Source organism: Mesorhizobium hawassense (genome assembly GCF_003289945.1).
Classification (GTDB): Bacteria; Pseudomonadota; Alphaproteobacteria; order Rhizobiales; family Rhizobiaceae; genus Mesorhizobium; species Mesorhizobium hawassense.
On record NZ_QMBP01000013.1, the window covers coordinates 149,945 to 167,466 of the forward strand.

The 17,522-nt window shown below is 67.7% G+C and carries 16 protein-coding genes and 1 riboswitch; of the genes, 1 reads left to right on the forward strand and 15 read right to left on the reverse strand.

Annotation, left to right across the window (positions count from 1 at the left end; all coding sequences use genetic code 11):
• Positions 1–20 precede the first annotated feature (20 nt).
• The 7 genes from cobT to cbiE are packed head-to-tail and all read right to left on the reverse strand — an operon-like array spanning position 21 to position 6,330.
• The gene (cobT, locus tag DPM33_RS24535) at positions 21–1,031 is read right to left on the reverse strand and encodes a nicotinate-nucleotide--dimethylbenzimidazole phosphoribosyltransferase (RefSeq protein WP_112099980.1); all 1,011 of its coding nucleotides are present in this window, start codon (positions 1,029–1,031) and stop codon (positions 21–23) included.
• Between the two features lie 24 nt (positions 1,032–1,055).
• Positions 1,056–1,823 carry an adenosylcobinamide-GDP ribazoletransferase gene (locus tag DPM33_RS24540; protein ID WP_112099981.1) on the reverse strand — a complete coding sequence of 256 codons (768 nt, stop codon included), beginning with the start codon at positions 1,821–1,823 and terminating at the stop codon, positions 1,056–1,058.
• The gene (locus DPM33_RS24545; RefSeq protein WP_112099982.1) at positions 1,820–3,136 is read right to left on the reverse strand and encodes a cobyrinic acid a,c-diamide synthase CobB; all 1,317 of its coding nucleotides are present in this window, start codon (positions 3,134–3,136) and stop codon (positions 1,820–1,822) included. Before DPM33_RS24545 ends, DPM33_RS24540 begins: the two co-directional genes overlap by 4 nt.
• Entirely contained in the window at positions 3,133–3,948 is an 816-nt protein-coding gene (cobA, locus tag DPM33_RS24550) for a uroporphyrinogen-III C-methyltransferase (RefSeq protein ID WP_167449201.1), read from the reverse strand. The genes DPM33_RS24545 and cobA overlap by 4 nt, the downstream gene beginning before the upstream one ends.
• The gene (gene cobM, locus DPM33_RS24555) at positions 3,945–4,709 is read right to left on the reverse strand and encodes a precorrin-4 C(11)-methyltransferase (protein ID WP_112099984.1); all 765 of its coding nucleotides are present in this window, start codon (positions 4,707–4,709) and stop codon (positions 3,945–3,947) included. Before cobM ends, cobA begins: the two co-directional genes overlap by 4 nt.
• A complete protein-coding gene (locus DPM33_RS24560) occupies positions 4,706–5,092 on the reverse strand; it encodes a cobalamin biosynthesis protein (protein ID WP_112099985.1) in 387 nt (128 codons plus the stop codon). The genes cobM and DPM33_RS24560 overlap by 4 nt, the downstream gene beginning before the upstream one ends.
• Positions 5,089–6,330 (reverse strand): precorrin-6y C5,15-methyltransferase (decarboxylating) subunit CbiE, encoded by a 1,242-nt coding sequence (gene cbiE / locus DPM33_RS24565; RefSeq protein WP_112099986.1) that lies wholly within the window; start codon positions 6,328–6,330, stop codon positions 5,089–5,091. Before cbiE ends, DPM33_RS24560 begins: the two co-directional genes overlap by 4 nt.
• 1 nt (position 6,331) lies before the next feature.
• Here cbiE and DPM33_RS24570 point away from each other — a divergent pair, with 1 nt between their 5' ends.
• Positions 6,332–7,099 (forward strand): cobalt-precorrin-6A reductase, encoded by a 768-nt coding sequence (locus tag DPM33_RS24570; RefSeq protein WP_112100045.1) that lies wholly within the window; start codon positions 6,332–6,334, stop codon positions 7,097–7,099.
• On the opposite strand, the gene DPM33_RS24575 is transcribed toward DPM33_RS24570, so the two are convergent.
• The 8 genes from DPM33_RS24575 to DPM33_RS24610 all read right to left on the reverse strand — a co-directional run bounded on the left by DPM33_RS24575 (position 7,063) and on the right by DPM33_RS24610 (position 17,278).
• A complete protein-coding gene (locus DPM33_RS24575) occupies positions 7,063–7,827 on the reverse strand; it encodes a precorrin-3B C(17)-methyltransferase (RefSeq protein ID WP_112099987.1) in 765 nt (254 codons plus the stop codon). The genes DPM33_RS24570 and DPM33_RS24575 overlap by 37 nt on opposite strands.
• Entirely contained in the window at positions 7,824–8,561 is a 738-nt protein-coding gene (locus DPM33_RS24580) for a precorrin-2 C(20)-methyltransferase (protein ID WP_425373574.1), read from the reverse strand. The genes DPM33_RS24575 and DPM33_RS24580 overlap by 4 nt, the downstream gene beginning before the upstream one ends.
• Before the next feature lie 8 nt (positions 8,562–8,569).
• Entirely contained in the window at positions 8,570–9,202 is a 633-nt protein-coding gene (locus tag DPM33_RS24585; RefSeq protein ID WP_112099989.1) for a precorrin-8X methylmutase, read from the reverse strand.
• Positions 9,203–10,696 carry a precorrin-3B synthase gene (cobG, locus tag DPM33_RS24590; protein WP_112099990.1) on the reverse strand — a complete coding sequence of 498 codons (1,494 nt, stop codon included), beginning with the start codon at positions 10,694–10,696 and terminating at the stop codon, positions 9,203–9,205. It abuts the gene before it with no gap.
• Complete coding sequence (gene cobN, locus DPM33_RS24595) at positions 10,693–14,307, reverse strand: cobaltochelatase subunit CobN (protein WP_112099991.1); 3,615 nt, start codon at positions 14,305–14,307, stop codon at positions 10,693–10,695. Before cobN ends, cobG begins: the two co-directional genes overlap by 4 nt.
• 32 nt (positions 14,308–14,339) lie before the next feature.
• The gene (gene cobW / locus DPM33_RS24600) at positions 14,340–15,377 is read right to left on the reverse strand and encodes a cobalamin biosynthesis protein CobW (protein ID WP_112099992.1); all 1,038 of its coding nucleotides are present in this window, start codon (positions 15,375–15,377) and stop codon (positions 14,340–14,342) included.
• A gap of 2 nt (positions 15,378–15,379) precedes the next feature.
• On the reverse strand, positions 15,380–15,805 hold the full coding sequence (locus DPM33_RS24605) for a DUF1636 family protein (RefSeq protein ID WP_112099993.1): 426 nt from the start codon (positions 15,803–15,805) through the stop codon (positions 15,380–15,382).
• 40 nt (positions 15,806–15,845) lie between these two features.
• A riboswitch (cobalamin riboswitch) is annotated at positions 15,846–16,048 on the reverse strand.
• Positions 16,049–16,078: 30 nt separating this feature from the next.
• Positions 16,079–17,278 (reverse strand): winged helix-turn-helix domain-containing protein, encoded by a 1,200-nt coding sequence (locus DPM33_RS24610; RefSeq protein ID WP_112099994.1) that lies wholly within the window; start codon positions 17,276–17,278, stop codon positions 16,079–16,081.
• Between the last annotated feature and the right edge of the window lie 244 nt (positions 17,279–17,522).

Here is a 17,522-nt window from a genome sequence, read left to right on the forward strand (position 1 = left end):
GAGTGCTGGGTGATTCGCTTCTACTTCTCCGAAACACCGGCCTCGGCAAAGCTCGCCATCTTCGCATGGCACTCCAGCGCCGAGCGGACGATGTTGATGGCAAGGCAGGCGCCGGAGCCTTCGCCGAGCCGCATGCCGAGATCGAGCAGCGGCGGCAGGCCGAGTGATTCGAGCAGGCGACGGTGGCCCGCTTCGGCCGAGACATGGGCGGCGATGGTGTGGGCGAGGCCGGTCGGGTGCAGCCTGGCCAGCGGTGCCGCGGCGGCGGTGCAGACGAAGCCGTCGAGCAGCACCGGCACGTTGTTGTGGCGGGCGGCAAGCGTGGCGCCGAAGATCGCCGCCAGCTCGCGCCCGCCAAGGGCCGCCGCGATCTTCAGCGGGTCGGAGAGCGAATCGGCATGGCGCTTGAGGCCGGCTTCGATGGCGACGACCTTGCGCTGCAGGCCGGCGTCGTCGACGCCGGTGCCGCGTCCGGTCCATTTTTCCGCGCCGCCGCCGAACAGGGCGGTCGAGATCGCGGCCGCCGGCGTCGTGTTGCCGATGCCCATCTCGCCGAAGCAGACGAGGTCGAGATCCTTGGTCACGGCGTCATAACCGGTCGAGACGGCGGCGAGGAAAGCCTTCTCGTCCATCGCCGGGACCTGCGTGAAATCGCCGGTCGGATGCTCCAGATCGAGCGGGATGACATCGAGCTTCGCGCCGGCGATGCGGGCAAGCTGGTTGATGGCAGCACCGCCGCCGGCGAAATTCGCCACCATCTGCACCGTCACTTCCGAGGGATAGGCCGAGACGCCCTGCGCGGTGACGCCGTGATTGCCGGCGAAGACGAAGACTTTGACTGCATCGAGCTTCGGCATGTCGCGGCCCTGCCAGCGGCCCAGCCAGGCGGCGATGGTTTCCAGGCGGCCGAGGCTGCCCTGCGGCTTGGTCAGCGTGTCCTGCCGTCTCACGACGGCGCTGGCGGCACCGTCGCTGCCGGCAGGGAGATCGAGGCTGGCGGCGCGAAGGTCTTCGAGGGATTTGAAGCTCATGGGGGCAAGGTCTCCGAACGGGAATCAGGAAAGACAAACGGAAGCGGTAAGCAGCACCGCGATCTCGCCGAGCTGCTGCAGCGCGCCGATCGTGTCGCCGGTCTGGCCACCGATCTGGCTGAGGCAAAGCGAGCGGAACGCGGCGAAGAGCAGGCCGAGCAGGATCAGCGCCGCGATCGCGCCGCCGAGGCCAAGCGCCAGCAGCGCCACCGCGCCGAGCGCAGCACCGATGATGGCGGTCCCCGTCGTGACGGAGCCCGCATTGGCGGACAGGCCATCGGCGCGAGCCGGGGGCAGAAGGTGCATGAAGGCGCCGAAAAGGCCGCGCGAGGCGGCATGCGCGGCAAGCAGCGCCAGGAAGATGTGGCCGGGACCGGCAAGTTCGGACAGCGCGCTCCAGCGGATGAGCAGCGAGATGCCGAGGGCGGCGGCGCCGTAGGCGCCGATGCGGCTGTCGCGCATGATTTCCAGTTTCCGGTCGCGTGTCCTGCCGCCGCCAAAACCGTCGGCGATGTCGGAAAGCCCGTCCTCATGCAGGCAGCCGGTAACGAGCATGGTCGCGGCGAGCGTCAGCGCCGCGGCCGGACCGGTGGCGAGCCCAAGGGCAGCGGCGATGGCGTAGACGAGCGCGCCGATGGTCGCCACTGCGAGCCCGGCAAAGGGTGCTGCCCAGATCGCATCCGCCAGGCTGCGGCCGCCGAAATCGCTCGACGGCAACCTCAGCCGGGTGAAGAAGACGAGGCTGAGGCCGATATCGTCAAGCAATTGCCTTGGGGCGGAAGGACCGCTCATGCGCCCCTCGCGATGGCATGGAAGAAGGTGCCGCTGACATGGCCGCGCCGGTAGCCCGAGGCGCCGAGCGGATTGCCCTGGCCATCGGCAAGGTCGGCCAGCGGCTCGTCATTGCCGGTGGCGGTCATCTGCGCGTAGTGGAACTCGTGGCCGCGGATCAGTGTGCCCTCCGGCCCCAGCGGGCAGTCCGCTCGCAGCCGCGCCTCGCGATAACCGAGGTTCATCTTGCGCCTGGCGAAGCTGGTCGAATGGCCGAGCAGGCCGAGCATCTTGTGGCTCTCGCCGTCCGCGTCTTCCAGCACTTCGCCCAGCACCATGAAGCCGCCGCACTCGCCGTGAACCGGCTTTGTCGCCGCAAAGCGCCCCATTCCCGCTCGGAAGTTCGTTGCGGCCGCCAGCTTGCCGGCGTGCAGTTCGGGATAGCCGCCGGGCAACCAGCAGACGTCGCAGTGCTGCGAAGGCGATTCGTCGGCGAGCGGCGAGAAAGGCACGATCTCGGCGCCTGCCCTGCGCCAATGCGTGGCGACATGCGGATAGAGGAAGGTGAAGGCGGCGTCCTCCGCCAGCGCGACGCGCTGTCCGGGCGGCTGCAAGGCCTCGCCGAAGTCGCCGGGCGCCGGTTCGAGCGGTGTCGCCAGTGCCAGAATGGCGTCGATGTCGAGCGATTTCTCGACCATGTCGGCCAGCCGGTCGAGATGTGCCAGCAGGTTTTCGTATTCACCGGCCTGGACGAGTCCCAGATGCCGTTCCGGCAGGTTGAGCGTCGGATCGCGCAGGATGGCGCCGACCACAGGCAGGCCGATCGCCTCGATCGCGTCGCCCGACAAACGCCGGTGGCGTTCGCTGCCGAGGCGATTGAGCACGACGCCGGCCATGCGCACATCCGGATCATAGGTGGCGAAACCCTTGGCGACGGCAGCCGCCGTGGTCGACTGTCCGGAAACGTCGAGCACCAGAAGCACCGGCAGGCCGTAGAGCCGCGCAAGATCGGCGGCCGAGCCGGAGCGGCCTTCCGGTGCGGGGATGCCGTCGAACAGGCCCATCGCGCTTTCGAGGATGACGTATTCGGCGTCGTCCGTGGCTTGGGCCGCCAGCGCATTGAGCAGGGAAGGCGGCATCGCCCAGCTGTCGAGGTTGACGCCGGACAGGCCGGTGGCGGCGGTGTGGAAGCCGGGATCGATATAGTCCGGCCCGGACTTCGCGCCACGCACTTTCAGCCCGCGCCGGGCAAGCGCGCGCAGCAGGCCGATGGTGACGCTGGTCTTGCCCGAGCCGGAGCGCGGCGCGCCGATGATGATCGCGCGCGCCGTCATGCGTCGCCACCGAGCGCCGCGCGCATGGCGACGATGCCGCCGACCACGATCAGCGCCGGGGAAGCGAGGCCGGCGGCCGCGGCTTCGTCGGCGATGGTGGCGAGCGTGGCGACGACGATCCGCTCCTGCGGCGTGGTTGCCGCGACGATCACCGCGGCTGGCGTCGACGGCGCGAGGCCGCCGCTGAGCAGCTTTGCTGCGATCACCGGCAGATTGGCCATGCCCATATAGACGACGACCGGCTGTCCGGTGTGGGCGATCGCCGCCCAGTCGATATCGTCATCCGTACCAGCGGCGTGGCCGGTGGCGAGGATGACGGCCTTGTTGATGCCGCGCATCGTGGCGGGAATGCTGGTGGCCGCAAGCGCGCTGAGGCCGGAGGTGAGGCCGGACAGGACCCGAAACGGAATTGCTTCGCGCGCCAGCGCCAAAGCCTCTTCGCCGCCGCGGCCGAAAATATAGGGGTCGCCGCCCTTCAGGCGCACGACGCGGCGGCCTTCATGCGCCAGCCGCACTAGAAGGGCGTTGATGTCGTCCTGCTTCATCGAAGGCTGGCCGCCGCGTTTTCCTGCGTAGAAAAGCTCGGCGCCCTGCGCGACCGCCACGACATCGGGCGAGACCAGCGCGTCATAGACCAACGCGTCACATTGTCCGAGGGCAGCCAGCACCTCCAGCGTCAGGCAGCCGGGATCGCCGGGGCCGGCGCCGGCCAGCCAGACATGGCCGCGCTCCAGTTCGCGTGGCTTGAAGTTCAGCCGCGCCAGCGCCTGCTCCACATTTGCCCGTCCGTTCGCATTGGCGCTGCCGTTCACAATCCGTCCCGTCCGCGAAAACGCCGCTGATAGTGGGCGTCATAGAGTGAGCTTTCGCCGAAATCCTGCGCGGCAAGCGCGCTGCCGACGAAGATGATGGCCGTCCGTTCCATCGGGTTTTCCGCCAGCAGCGCTTCAATGGTGCCGAGCGTGCCGGTGAGGATGCGTTCGTCCGGCCAGGAGGCGCGGAAGACGACCGCCACAGGGCATTCGGCGCCATAGAACGGTGTCAGCTCGGCAACGACGCGGTCGATGGCGTGGATGGCAAGGTGAATGGCAAGCGTGGCGCCGGTGCGACCGAAGCCGGCCAATGTCTCGCCCGGCGGCATTTTCGAGGCACGGCCCGAGACGCGGGTCAGCACCAGGCTTTGCGCGAGTTCGGGAATGGTGAGCTCGCGGCGAAGTGCTGCCGCCGCCGCCGCGAAAGAGGGTACGCCCGGGGTCAGCGTGTAGGGGATGCCGTGCTTTTCCAGCCGCCTTATCTGCTCGGCGACCGCGCTCCACACCGAAAGGTCGCCGGAATGCAGGCGGGAGACGTCGTGCCCAGCCTTGTGCGCGGCGACATATTCGGCCTCGATCTCGTCGAGCGACATCGGCGCGGTATCGATCAGCTTCGTGCCGGGCGCGCAGTGTTCGAGCAGCTCCGGGGCGACGATCGAGCCGGCATGGAGGCAAACCGGGCAACTGGCCAGGAGCCGAGCGCCGCGCAAGGTGATGAGATCGGCCGCGCCTGGACCGGCGCCGATGAAATGGACCGTCATGGCGCGTCTCCGCTGATGGCGATGGCGCAGGTGACCGGGCCAAGCACCGTGCGGGGTCCCAGCAGTCTTGCACCGGCCCCGGCAACCGCGAGGGCGGACGCCTCCGAGACCGACGGCGTGCCGGCGCGGCTCTGCGAGAGATCGCAGCGGCTGCGGGCGCCCGGCGAGGCCAGCCGCAGGACCTGCTCATCGGCAATGACCACCGGCAGGTTGAGCGCGCGGCCGGCGGCGGAAATCGCCGCCTCATCCTTCTTGAGTGGGGCGGTCGCCAGCGCCGAAAGCGCCGTCATCGCGAGGCCATGCGCTTCAAGCGCGGTCTCGATCGCCGCCAGTACCTCTTCGACGCTCACGCCCTTCCGGCTGCCGATGCCCGCGACCATCATGGTTTCACCCAGCTCCACTGCGTGATCGGCAGGGCCGGTCGCCAGGCCTGCATGGAGCCGACGGGCGCGGCGCGCGACAGCGCGATGCGGGTCAGGTCACCGCCCAGCCTGTTGTTCTGGTCGAGCAGCAGCGCCTCCATCTCAAGCGTCACCGCGTTGGCGACCAGACGGCCACCGGGACGCAGCGCCTTGATCGCTTTGTCCAGCACGCCGGCATCGCTGCCGCCGCCGCCGATAAAGATGGCGTCGGGCGTTTCGAGTCTGGCGAACGCCTTGGGCGCGGCGCCTTCGACCACGACGAGGCCGGGCACGCCGCAATGCGCGGCGTTGCGGGCGATGCGGGCGGCGCGCTCGCCGTTGGCCTCGATGGCGATGGCGCGAAGCGACGGATGCGCCAGCATCCATTCGATGCCGATCGAGCCCGAGCCGGCGCCGACGTCCCACAGCAGCTCGCCGCGCTTTGGCGCCAGCGCGGACAGCGTGATTGCCCGGATCTCGCGTTTGGTGATCTGGCCGTCATGCTCGAACAGGTGGTCGGCAAGGCCGGCGGCCAAAGGCAGGACGCGCGCATCCGGCGTCGATTCAATTTCGAGCGCCAGCACGTTGAGCGGATTGATGTTTTTGACATCGAAGGCGTTCGCGCGGGCGGTACGACGCTTCTCGTCCGAGCCACCGAGCGCTTCGAGGACCGTCAGCCGCGAAGGGCCGAAGCCGAGTTCGTCGAGCAGTCCGGCGATGGCCGCCGGCGCGTCGCCGTCCGATGTCAGGGCAAGGATGCGCGCGCCGGGGTGGAGCAGGGGCCGGATCAGGTCGATCGAATGGCCGTGCAGAGAGATGGTCTCGACGTCCTGCAACGCCCAGCCGAGGCGCGATGCCGCGAGCGACAGGGAGGAGGGCGCCGGCAAGACGAGCATCTCATCCGCTTTCACCTTGCGCGTCAGCGTGACGCCGACGCCATGGAAGAACGGGTCACCGGAAGCCAGCACGCAGATTTGTTTCCCCGCGAGCCCCAGCACGTCGCGCATCTCGGTATCGAAGGGCGTCGGCCACGGGCGCGCTTCGCCCTTGGCCAGGTTCGAGACGAGAGCAAGATGCCGCTTGCCGCCGAAGATGACGTCCGCCCCAGCTATGCGCTGCTTGGCCTCGTCGCCGAGACCCGCTACACCGTCCTCGCCGATGCCGACGATGGTGAGCCACTTTGAGGCGGGCTTGGCGGCGCGCAGACCTTTAGCAGGCATGATGACCCACCGTATCTTGATCCTCGGCGGAACGACGGAAGCCCGGCAACTGGCCGGGAAGCTTGCCCGTCGCGAGGATTTCTCCGTCACGCTGTCGCTTGCCGGCCGCACCGAAAGCCCGGTGTCGCAAGGCGTGCCTGTGCGTGTCGGCGGCTTTGGCGGCGCGGACGGGCTGGCTGCATATCTCCGCGAAGAGCGCGTTAATCTGCTGATCGACGCCACTCATCCTTACGCTGCCCGTATTTCGGCCAATGCCGCCGAAGCGGCACGGCAGGCCGGCGTGCCGATTTTCGCGCTGCGACGTCCCGGCTGGGTGCCCGTCGCGGGTGATCGCTGGGCGCTGGTCGACGGTGTCGCCGAGGCGGCGCGGGCGCTGGGCGCGGCGCCGCGCCGCGTCTTTCTGGCGATCGGCCGGCAGGAGGCTGGCGCCTTCGAGGCCGCGCCGCAGCACCGTTACCTGATCCGCAGTGTCGATCCGGTCGAGCCCAAGTTGGCGGTGCCCGATGCGCTCTATCTGCTGGCGCGCGGACCGTTCCCGGAAGCGGACGAGCGGGCGCTGCTCGAACAGCACGGCATCGATGCGATTGTGTCGAAGAACAGCGGCGGCGAGGCGACCTATGGCAAGATCACCGCGGCGCGGGCGCTCGGCATCGACGTGGTCATGGTCCGCCGCCCGGCCCTGCCGGACGTTCCCTCGGCCGAAACCGTCGATGCGCTCGCCGCGATGGCCGGTCATCTCTTCGACCCCGTTGCCGAACGCGGCGTGTAGACCAGCGCCGGCCTTTCACCGCGCCTGATGATCCGGGTCTCTGGCGAGCCGATGATGATGCAGGTCGACATGTCGGCTTTTTCCGCGTCGGCGTCGGCCAGAAGAAACACCTCGATGCGCTCGTCGGGCCGGCCGGCGGCGCGGCCGAAGATCACCGGCGTGATGCCGGGCAGGATCGCCTTCAGGCATTCGAAAGCGCGGCCGAGCTGCCAGGGGCGAGCCTTGCTGATCGGATTATAGAGCGCGATGACGAAGCCGGCTCCGGCCGCCGCCAGCAGGCGCAGCTCGATCAGGTCCCACGGCTTGAGATTGTCCGAGAGCGAAATGGCGCAGAAATCATGGCCAAGCGGCGCGCCGATGCGGGCGGCGACCGCCAGCATGGCGGTGACGCCGGGAACGACCGACAGATCAATGGCGCGCCATTCGGCCGGGCCGGCTTCGATCGCCTCGCAGATGGCCGCGGCCATGGCAAAGACGCCGGGATCGCCGCCGGACACGACTGCAACGCTGTGGCCCTCGGCCGCCTTGGACAGCGCCTCATTGGAACGGGCAAGCTCTTCGCGGTTGTCGGAGGCGATGCGGATCTGATCGTCCCTCAGTTCCAGCCGGTCGAGATAGGGCTTGTAGCCATAGAAGAAGGAAGCCTCGGCGACTGCATTGGCGGCCTGCGGCGTTACCTGGTCGGCGTTTCCGGGGCCGAGGCCGATGACGGTGAGACGGCCGCTCATGGCTTTGCTCCGGGGCGAGCCGACCAGCCTGCGACCAGCACGATGGCGAAGTAGGGCGCTTTGTCATCCAGCTTTTCGGCGAGCCGCATCGAGACGCTGCCCGGCATGGTGCCGCGCTCGACATAGACGGCTTTGGCCAGCTTGCCGGTCGCTTCCAGCGCGCGGCGGATCTTCGGCAGGTTGCGGCCGACCTTCATTATCACAGCGGCATCGGTATCGGCCAGCCGACGGGTCAGCTCGAATTCGCTCATCGTGCCGGGCAGCACGGTCAGCACGTCGTCGCCCTGGACGACAGGCAGGCCGGTCTGCGACCAACAGCCCGACATGGCGGTGATGCCCGGGATGACCTCGGTCGGAAATCGGTGGGCGAGGCGCACATGCAGATGCATGTAAGAGCCGTAGAAGAGCGGGTCGCCTTCCGACAGCACCGCGACCATCCTGCCGGCGCCGAGATGTTCGGCGACCTGTTCGGCCGACTGTTCGTAGAAATCGGTGATCTGCGAACGGTAGTCGTCGTGATCCTTGTCGATTTCGGTCGTCACCGGATAGAGCAGCGGCAGCTCGATCATGTCCGGCCGGAAGCGCGCTTCGACGATGGCGCGCGCATTGCTGTTGTTGCCGCGCTTGGCGAAATAGGCGACGACGTCGGCCTCGGCCAGCGCGCGTGCCGCCTTGAGCGTCAACAATTCCGGGTCGCCGGGGCCGGTGCCGACGCCAACCAACCGGCTTTTCATGATCGCGTTCACAGGCCGGGCCTCGCCAACGAATTGAGCGCCGCCGCCGTCATGGCGCTGCCGCCCAGCCGGCCGCGCACGATGGCGTAAGGCACGCCATAGGATTTCTCTGCCAGGGCGTCCTTGGATTCGGCGGCGCCGACGAAGCCGACCGGCATGCCGATGATCGCGGCCGGCTTCGGCGCGCCGTCGCGCAGTTTTTCGAGCAGATAGAAGAGCGCGGTCGGCGCGTTGCCGATGGCGACGACAGAACCGGCCATGCGCTCGCCCCAGAGGTCGATGGCCGCGGCCGAGCGGGTGTTGCCGATTGCCTTGGCGATGTCATGCGTGCGCGGGTCGCGCAGCGTGCAGATCACCTCGTTGCCGGCCGGCAGCCGGGCGCGAGTGATGCCGTGCGCCACCATCTCGGCGTCGCAGAAGATCGGCGCACCGGCGGCAAGGGCCGCGCGTGCGGCGGCGACGAAATCGCTGGAGAAGACGAAGTGGCTGGCGGCCTCGACCTGGCCGCAGGCATGGATCATGCGGATCGCGACATCGGCCTCGGCCTCGGAGAAGCGCGACAAATCCGCCTCGGCACGGATGATGGCGAAAGAGCGCTCATAGATCGCCATCCCGTCATGGATATAATCGTAGGCGGCCATTCACTGGTTCCGTCGATAGAGTTCAGCGATCATCGCAGCGCCAAGCCTTGCCAGGCAGGCAGCGGCGGTCTCGCCTTGATGTCGTGCGTCGTGGATCGCCGCCGCAATGCCGGCGACCCCGCGCGCGGCGTCATAGCCCGGCCTGTATCCGGCAGGAAGGGCCTTTGCCGTCCCGTCCACGACAAGTCCGGCTCCGTTTTCGTCGCCGACCAATGTCAGCGTTGCTAGGCCCGGATGCGCGCAGCCCTTGGCGCAGCCGGAAATGTGCAGCGTGAGCGAGCCGTCGAAGAGATCGGCGCTTTGCTTTGCGATCACTTCGGCGATGGCGCGGGTGGCGATGCGGCCGGAGGCGCAGGCCGGCGTGCCGGGGCAGGCGGCGATGCGGGTGCGGGGATCGGCGGCGGAGGTGACGAAACCGAGGGCGGCGGCGGAGGCCTGCAGTGAGACGCAGACGGATGGGGAGAGGCCGAGGACAAGCAGGGCACGGCCGGGGGCAAGGCGGATTTCGGTGGCGCCGAGGTTTGAGGCTCGCGTGGCGAGGTCGATGAGGTTTTGGGCCGGCATGCTGCCGAAGGGCAGGCCGATACCGAGGGCGTGGCTCTTACCTAGGTTGAAGAGGCCAATCGGCGAGCGAAGGCGCTCTACGGCGCCCCCCTCTGTCCTGCCGGACATCTCCCCCACTTGGGGGGAGATTAGGCTGGCGCCGTCGGTTTCGCCAATCGCGGAGGTCGGAATAGGAGAGTTCGTTGCGGAAAGTGAGCCGGCGGCGAAGCTGCCAATCTCCCCCCAAGCGGGGGAGATGTCCGGCAGGACAGGGGGGGGCGCGAAGGAATGCCAGCCAGCCAGAGACGCCAACTGCCGCGCCGACAAATCACGCGTATGCGCCTCGCGACCTTTTTCGGCGACCATCCGAAGAGCCGCCACGGCGATGTCGCGCGCAGCATCATCATCGACTGTCGCAAGCGGCCTTGCACCGCGTGCGTCGCCGGCAACCGATACGCTCCAACGGATATCCTCGCCAGCCCGCACCGCCTCCAGTCTTACATCGGCCGTCACCCGGTCCATCGTCAACTGCCCGCCGCCGTCGACAACCACCGACACTTTCGGTCCCAGTCGTGCCGTCAGCCGGGCCTCCTCGATCGCCACCCTGATCCGATCTGCCAGCAGACGCGGATCCGCAATCTCCTGCGGATCGATACCCGTCAGCGGCCCGGTCTCGACCGAAACGCCACTGCGCACCGCAATGCCCAGCGCATCGACCTCTGCCGCCAGCAACCGGGCGCTTTCCGCCGTTAGGCCGCGGATCTGCAGGCTGCCGCGCGCGGTCACTTCCATGATGCCATTGCCGTGGCGCAGAGCGGATTCGCCGAGTCCGATCAGCGACTTCGGCGAAAGTCCTCCCGCGACCGGATTGAGCCGCACCAAGAACCCGTCGCCGGTTTGCATGGGTGCGCTGAGGGCAGGACAGGCGCCGCGGCGCGAGAACGCGTTCATGCCGCCACCCCGCTGGCCTGTGCCTCGGCGATCAAGGCGGCGAGATCGTCGTCGATGGAATTGCGGAGCGGATGCCAGAGGCCGCGCCGCCGGGCGGCGAGGAAGCGTTCGGCGATGACCTTCGCCGCCGCCGGGTTCTCGCGCAGCAGGAAGGCGCGGACGTCCGGGTCGCCGACATAGGCGTCGTGCACGGCCTCGATCAGCGCGCCCGAAATGGCATGCGTGGTTTCGGCAAAGCCGACCAGACGGTCGACCGTCTCGGCGAATTCCGAGGCGCCGCGCGGGCCGTGGCGCATCTGGCCGGTGATGAAGCGGGGATTGACGGCGCGCGCCCGCACAACCCTTGCGACGGCTTCGCCGACCGAACGCGGCTTCGGCTTCTGCGGGTCGCTCGTATCGAGCACGATGACGTCGGCATTGCGGCCAAGTGCTGCAAGTGCTGCCGAAAATCCGCCGATGAAGGCGACATCGGCCGAGCCTTCGAGGATATCGCGGCCTGGATCGTCACCGGTGTGGACGAGAAGATCGGCCTCGGCGATGCGGCCCTCGAAGGCGCCGGGCGCCGAGATCGCTTCGCCGTCGGCGCCGCCATAGGCGTGGGAGGTGGCGTCGAGATAGGCGCGGCCGATCTCCTCGCGCGCGGCCCATTCGCCGCGCGACAGCAAATCCTCGACGCCGGCGCCATAGGTGCCGGGCGAGGTGCCGAAAATGCGCGGGCTGATCTTGCCAGCGGCGCGGGTGGCGGCGGCAAGCGGGTTCTCGGAATCGTCCTCCTCGCGGCCGGCAACCGCATTGCCGGCGGCATCGATCAGCGCGATCTGGGTCGGGAACATGTCGCGGAACAAGCCGGAAATGCGCCAGGTCACGTCGACGCGCGGCCGGCCGAGTGCTCCGGGCGGCAGCACCTCGATGCCGGTGACGCGGCCGGTGGCGGCATCCCACTGCGGCCGGCAGCCCATCAGCGCCAGGCCTTGCGCGATCTCTTCCCCGCCCGTGCGCAAGGAGGCCGAGCCCCAGAGGTCGATGACCAGCGAGCGCGGCCAGTCGCCATGGCTCTGCATATAGCTGCGCACGACTTCTTCCGCCGCTGCCTGTCCGAGATCATAGGCGGTCGGCGTCGGCATGGTGCGCGGATCGGAGGTGAAGAGGTTGCGGCCGGTGGGCAGCACATCGGAGCGGCCACGCGCCGGCGCGCCGGCGGGTCCGGCCTTGATGTGACGACCATCGAGCGCGGCGAGCAGGGCAACCTTCTCGGCTTCCGCGCTTTGCCGGCGCAGCGGGTCGGCTTCGTCTTCCGGCGCGCGGCCATAGACATGCAGCCCGTCCTTGACGGCGAAATCCTTGAGATCGCAAAGCCAGGCGTCGATGCGACGCAGCGCTTCGTCGGGCGCGTCGGTCTTGGCAACGCCGGCTTCCGAGGCAAGCCCGGTTTTCCGAGCCGTCTCGACGATCAGCCTGGCCAGGCGGTCACGGCGGCGACGGTCGAGTCCATCGGCCTGGGCATATTCGTCGACCAGCCGCTCGAGCTTCTGTTGGGTCTCGTCGAGTCCGGCGCCGATGAGGGGTGGCGGCAGGTGACCGAGCGTTATCGCCGAGATGCGGCGCTTGGCCTGCGCCGCCTCGCCGGGATTGGAGACGATGAAAGGGTAGATGACCGGCAGCGAGCCGGTGACGATCTCGGGGAAACACGTGCCGGAGAGCGCGACAGTCTTGCCCGGTAGCCACTCCAGCGTGCCGTGGGCGCCGACGTGGATAATAGCATGCACGCCGAGCGATTTTTGCAGCCAGAGGCCGAAGGCGATCAGTTCGTGGCGCGGGGGCAGCGTCGGGTCGTGGTAGTCGGCGCGGCGGTCGGCCGAGCGGCCGCGGTCGGGGGCCAGTCCCACGGTGACGTTGCCGAAGGTCGCGGCGCGGAAAGGGAAGCGTTGCGGGGCGGCAGCCTTCAAAGGCAGGCGTTCCGTCGCCCCCCTCTCTGTCCTGCCGGACATCTCCCCCTCAAGGGGGGAGATTATTCCTTGCGCTCGGCTTTCGCCAATTTTCGGCCTAGCAAGGGGAGAGCCGGCGGCGGAGCTGCCAATCTCCCCCCCTGAGGGGGAGATGTTCGGCAGGACAGAGAGGGGGGCCTCGCGCATACCTGTCTCGTCTGCCTTACGCCATGCCGACTTAACCGAGGCTCGCGCTGCTTCAGGCAGTTCGGTTGAAAAGGCAACGTACTCCGTCAGGGCAAGGCCGTGCCCACCCACTTCCAACGCATCCAGCAGCTCCCGCGGCGATTGCGGAATCCCGTCAACCGCATAGCCCTGTTCCTTCAGATCATGCAGCATGGCAAGCACGCTGGACGGCACATCTAACCCAACCGCGTAACCTGTCCGCCCGGGCGCGCTCGGATAATCCGGAATCAGGATCGCCAGCTTGCGCTCGGACGGCTCCGTCCGCTGCAGCCGAACGAACGCCGCGATGCGCTTGGCGACCTGCGCGACGCGATCCATCTCCGGCAAGTTGGCAAAGGCGCGAAAGGCCAGCGCCGGATCGGTCTCAACCTCGCCCTTGAACGAGATGGCGCCGGCGAGGATGCGGCCGTCGAGCTCGGGCAGCACGACATGCATGGCAAGGTCTGCGGGCGCCAGGCCGCGCTGGTTTTTCTCCCAGACCTCGCGGCGCGTCGTGGCGACGATGACCTGGAAGGCCGGCACGCCGGCGCGGTCAAACAGGGTCTCCGCACCCGGCTCCGCGCCGGAGGCGAAGGCCGTGGCGGTGACGATGGCGGCGGGCTTCAGTGCAGCGAGAGCAGTTTCGACGAAAGCGAGGGAGGTTGCATCCTTGAGGCTGGACACGAAGATCGGCACCGGGGCCATGCCCTGCGAGCGTATTGCGTCGACCAGCGCATCGATCGGCGCGATGTCCGCGGCAAGCAACATCGAGCGGTAGAAGAGGATTGGGATGACGGGAGCGCCGGTGTTGTCGGGGTCGAGTTTCGTCACACCCCCCTCTGTCCGGCAGGACAGAGGGGGGTGCGAAGGAACGCCGACATTTGCGAGGTACGGCTTTTCTGAGACACCAACTCCCGGCTGATAATATCCCGCCTTCGGAACGCTCACCGGCTCAGCCACGGCTGCATCCGACCCGGCCAGCCGCGCCAGTCTCTGCACCAGCGCCGCCATGTTTGCCGGGCCGCCTTCGCGGAAATAGCCGAGCAGGGCGTCGAGTTCTGGGCGCGGCAGCGTCGAGCCTTCGATCAGCCGCTGGTCCTCGTCATGGCTCTCGCCCGGCAGCAATGCCAGCTTTATGCCGCGCTCGCGCGCCACCGCGGCGAGCTGGTCGCAGCCATAGCGCCACCAGTCATAGCCGCCGAGGATGCGGACGAGGACGACCTTGGCATGACGAGCGACGCTGTCGATCCACAGGTCCACCGACATCGGGTGGCGAAGGTCGCGGAGCGCCGCAAGCCGCATCGAGGGCAGCCGCGCCGCGTCGGCCTGCCAGGCGGCGACCAGGCCGGCGAGGTCGCTGTCGGTGAAGGACAGCGCCACGACATCCGCAGGCGTCTGCCTGAGATCGATCGGCTCGGCGAGATCGTCGAGCGAAGCGGATGTCGTGGCGAGGATATGCATCGCTTTTTCGTGTTGGCCTTTCGTGTTGGCCCTCAGCCGGCGAGGATACGCTCGATCGCCGGGCGGTTCAGCCCCTTCAAGCCGATGACGACGAGCCGCGAACGGCGGTCGTCCTCCGCTGTCCAGGCGCGGTCGTAATAGTGGTTGACGCGCGGGCCGACGGCCTGAAGAAGGAGGCGCATCGGCTTGCCGCCGACTTCGACGAAGCCTTTGACGCGCAGCACGTTCTCCTGCTCGGCGGCAAGGGCGACGCGCTTCGCCAGCTCGTCCGGGTTGGCGATCGCGGGGATATCGAGGACGAAGGAATCGAAATCGTCATGCTCGTGGTCGAGCTCGTCGTCGTGATGCGTCTTGCGGTTCTCGATGTCGTCCTCGACGGCAAGGCCAAGGCCAAGCAGCACCGAGGGGTCGACCTTGCCCTGCGCGGTCGGCACGACCTTGACGGCGCGCGCGACATGCTCGCCGATGACGGCGTTGGCGCGCTGCGAGCCCGCCGCGTCCATCAAATCGCTTTTCGACAGGATGATCAGGTCGGCGCAGGCGATCTGGTCCTCGAACACCTCTTCGACCGGATCGTCATGGTCGAGGGAATCGTCCGCCGCGCGCTGTGCCTGCAAGGCGTCCATGTCGGAGGCGACGCGGCCTTCGGCCAGTGCCGGGCCATCGACCACGGCGACGACGCCGTCGACCGTGACGCGGGTCTTCACCGTCGGCCATTGGAAGGCCTGGACCAGCGGCTTCGGCAGAGCGAGGCCGGAGGTTTCGATCAGAATGTGGTCGACCTTCGGCGTGCGCGAGAGGATCTGGTCGAGCGCCGGCACGAAATCGTCGGCGACGGTGCAGCAGATGCAGCCATTGGCGAGCTCGACTATGTTTTCTTCCGGACAGGTGTCGACACCGCAGCCCTTCAGGATCTCGCCGTCGATGCCGACATCGCCGAACTCGTTGACGATGATCGCCAGCCGCTTGCCCTTGGCGTTTTCGAGCAGGTTGCGGATCAGCGTCGTCTTGCCGGCGCCGAGGAAGCCGGTGACGACGGTGCAGGGCACGCGGGAAACGGAAGCATTCATGGTCAGTCCTTCAGCATGTCGAGAGGTGGGATGCGGGCAACCAGGCCGCGCTTGAGGGAATCGGGCCGGCCGCGCCAGGGGATAAGGCCGTCGGTCGCGGTGGCGAAGAGCTTTGCGCCGGCGACCAGATCGGCTCCGCTGGTCGCATTCAGATCACCGAAGACGTAACTCCAACAACCGTCGCGCAGAAGTGCCGCGCTCAGGCGGCGTTTGCAATTGCCGAGGCATTCGACGGTGCGGATGCGGATGCTTTCGCCCGATGCGGCGCGGCGCGTGTCGTCGGCCAGCAAGGCGCCGGCGCGCGGATGCGCGTCCGAGCCGGTTTCGTCACGGCAGGACGAGCAGACCATGACGGTTACGCCAGCCAACGCGTCGGGCTCGGACGAAATGTCCGCGATGTTTGCCGGGAAACTGCCGTTGCGATCCAAAACCAGGCTCCTTGCCCGGAAAACCCGCCGGACATTCGGATACTTAAAGTCTCAGACGGCAGGTCTCCTGGCTCGCGGGTCGTCGCCTTGATGCCGCCTTCCCGGGAACATCCCAGTGGTTTTCGGCCAAGGCTCGTCGCTTACAGTTGCGGGGACAGCCGCGGATTTGGGTTTTCGGCCCGCACCGCATTCCCTCTTGGCTCCTCCCTTTGCCGGGAGAAGACCGTCCAGGTCGGGATTTAGGCTTAGAGCTACGGGGCTGTCAACGCGCGGCTACGACACCTTGATGTCGGCCAGCGCCGGGCCGAGGTCGCCGGCCGGCGTCACTTCGATCGCCTCCAGGCCAAGCCATGCCTGTATCTGCTTCAGCTCATCGAAGAGTTGCGCGGCGGTCTCGGGTGGCGCGCCGGCCTCGGCATAGGCGGCGTGAACGCGCAAGATGCTGGCCGGGCGGTCGGCGCGGAGGTCGACGCGAGCGACGATGCGGTCGCCGAGCAGGAAGGGCAGCACATAATAGCCGTACTGGCGTTTTTCGGCCGGCGTGTAGATTTCGATGCGGTAGCGAAAATCGAAGAGCTTTTCCGTCCGCGTGCGTTCGAAAACGACGGGATCGAATGGCGCGAGCAGGGCGCGCGCCTCTATCCGGCGCGGGGTACGGGCGTCTTTATGAAGGTAGGCGGTCCTGTCCCAGCCTTCGACCTTCACCGGCAGCAATTCGCCGGTTTCGACCAGTTCCTCGATGCGGCCTTTCGTATCGCCCGGCGCCAGGCGAAAATAGTCGCGCAGGTCACCATAGGTGGCGATGCCGTGGGCGCGGGCTGAAATGCGCAGCAATTCGCGATGCGCGTCCTCCACCGAAGGTACTGGCAGATCGAGCACCGCCTGCGGCAAAACGCGCTCGGGCAGGTCGTAGTAGCGTTCGAAGCCGCGCCGGTAGGCGGTGGTGATGCGGCCGGCCCAGAACAGCCACTCGAAAGCGTGCTTGGCTTCGCTCCAGCCCCACCAGCCGCCATTGCCCTTGTGGCCCTCGATGTCGGAGGCGGCGATCGGCCCGCGATCCGCCACCTCCTTATAGATCTCGTCGATCATCGCCTTGCGCTCACGGCCCCATCTGGCGAGGCCGAGATACATCTCGTCGCCCTGTTCGGCGCGCTGCATGCGCCAGCGCATCAGCGGGTAGGTTTCGACAGGCAGGAACGACGCCTCATGCGCCCAATATTCGAAGACGGCGCGCTTGCGGGTGACCGCGGCGTTGTCGAGAAGCGTAAGCGGGTAGGGGCCGAGGCGCGAATAGAGCGGCATATAATGCGCGCGCACCACCGCGCTCACGGAATCGATCTGCAACAGGCCGGTTCGGGAGAGCACGCGGGCCAGGTGGCGGCGATCCGGAACGCTATTGGGCCTGGGGTCGTTGAACCCCTGTGCTCCAAGCGCAATGCGCCTCGCCATGGCCAGCGAAATCTTATCCTTCATCGAGGCGCCTTTGCCCTGATCGTTTGCCGGATTTTTAGCCGGTGATTCCGGTCATGCTAGCAGGCAAATGGCGGGAGATGTGTCAGGAGAGAAAAGTGGAGTAAAAAGTGAAGGAAATCAAACAGGAGCGGATCGGACCGGTTTCTTCCGATATGGCGTCCAGGGCCGCGAATTGAACAACGTTTGACTTGCGTCACCGGAACCGCTGCGCTAACCGTCGCCGCGTTGCAGCATGGGCCTCTTA

Excerpts from the sequence above, each read along its gene's own strand:
- cobT (WP_112099980.1), bottom strand. The coding sequence starts at position 1,031 with ATGAGCTTCAAATCCCTCGAAGACCTTCGCGCCGCCAGCCTCGATCTC.
- DPM33_RS24540 (WP_112099981.1), bottom strand. The coding sequence starts at position 1,823 with ATGAGCGGTCCTTCCGCCCCAAGGCAATTGCTTGACGATATCGGCCTC.
- DPM33_RS24545 (WP_112099982.1), bottom strand. The coding sequence starts at position 3,136 with ATGACGGCGCGCGCGATCATCATCGGCGCGCCGCGCTCCGGCTCGGGC.
- cobM (WP_112099984.1), bottom strand. The coding sequence starts at position 4,709 with ATGACGGTCCATTTCATCGGCGCCGGTCCAGGCGCGGCCGATCTCATC.
- DPM33_RS24560 (WP_112099985.1), bottom strand. The coding sequence starts at position 5,092 with ATGATGGTCGCGGGCATCGGCAGCCGGAAGGGCGTGAGCGTCGAAGAG.
- cbiE (WP_112099986.1), bottom strand. The coding sequence starts at position 6,330 with ATGCCTGCTAAAGGTCTGCGCGCCGCCAAGCCCGCCTCAAAGTGGCTC.
- DPM33_RS24570 (WP_112100045.1), top strand. The coding sequence starts at position 6,332 with ATGACCCACCGTATCTTGATCCTCGGCGGAACGACGGAAGCCCGGCAA.
- DPM33_RS24575 (WP_112099987.1), bottom strand. The coding sequence starts at position 7,827 with ATGAGCGGCCGTCTCACCGTCATCGGCCTCGGCCCCGGAAACGCCGAC.
- DPM33_RS24580 (WP_425373574.1), bottom strand. The coding sequence starts at position 8,561 with ATGAAAAGCCGGTTGGTTGGCGTCGGCACCGGCCCCGGCGACCCGGAA.
- DPM33_RS24585 (WP_112099989.1), bottom strand. The coding sequence starts at position 9,202 with ATGGCCGCCTACGATTATATCCATGACGGGATGGCGATCTATGAGCGC.
- cobG (WP_112099990.1), bottom strand. The coding sequence starts at position 10,696 with ATGAACGCGTTCTCGCGCCGCGGCGCCTGTCCTGCCCTCAGCGCACCC.
- cobN (WP_112099991.1), bottom strand. The coding sequence starts at position 14,307 with ATGCATATCCTCGCCACGACATCCGCTTCGCTCGACGATCTCGCCGAG.
- cobW (WP_112099992.1), bottom strand. The coding sequence starts at position 15,377 with ATGAATGCTTCCGTTTCCCGCGTGCCCTGCACCGTCGTCACCGGCTTC.
- DPM33_RS24610 (WP_112099994.1), bottom strand. The coding sequence starts at position 17,278 with ATGAAGGATAAGATTTCGCTGGCCATGGCGAGGCGCATTGCGCTTGGA.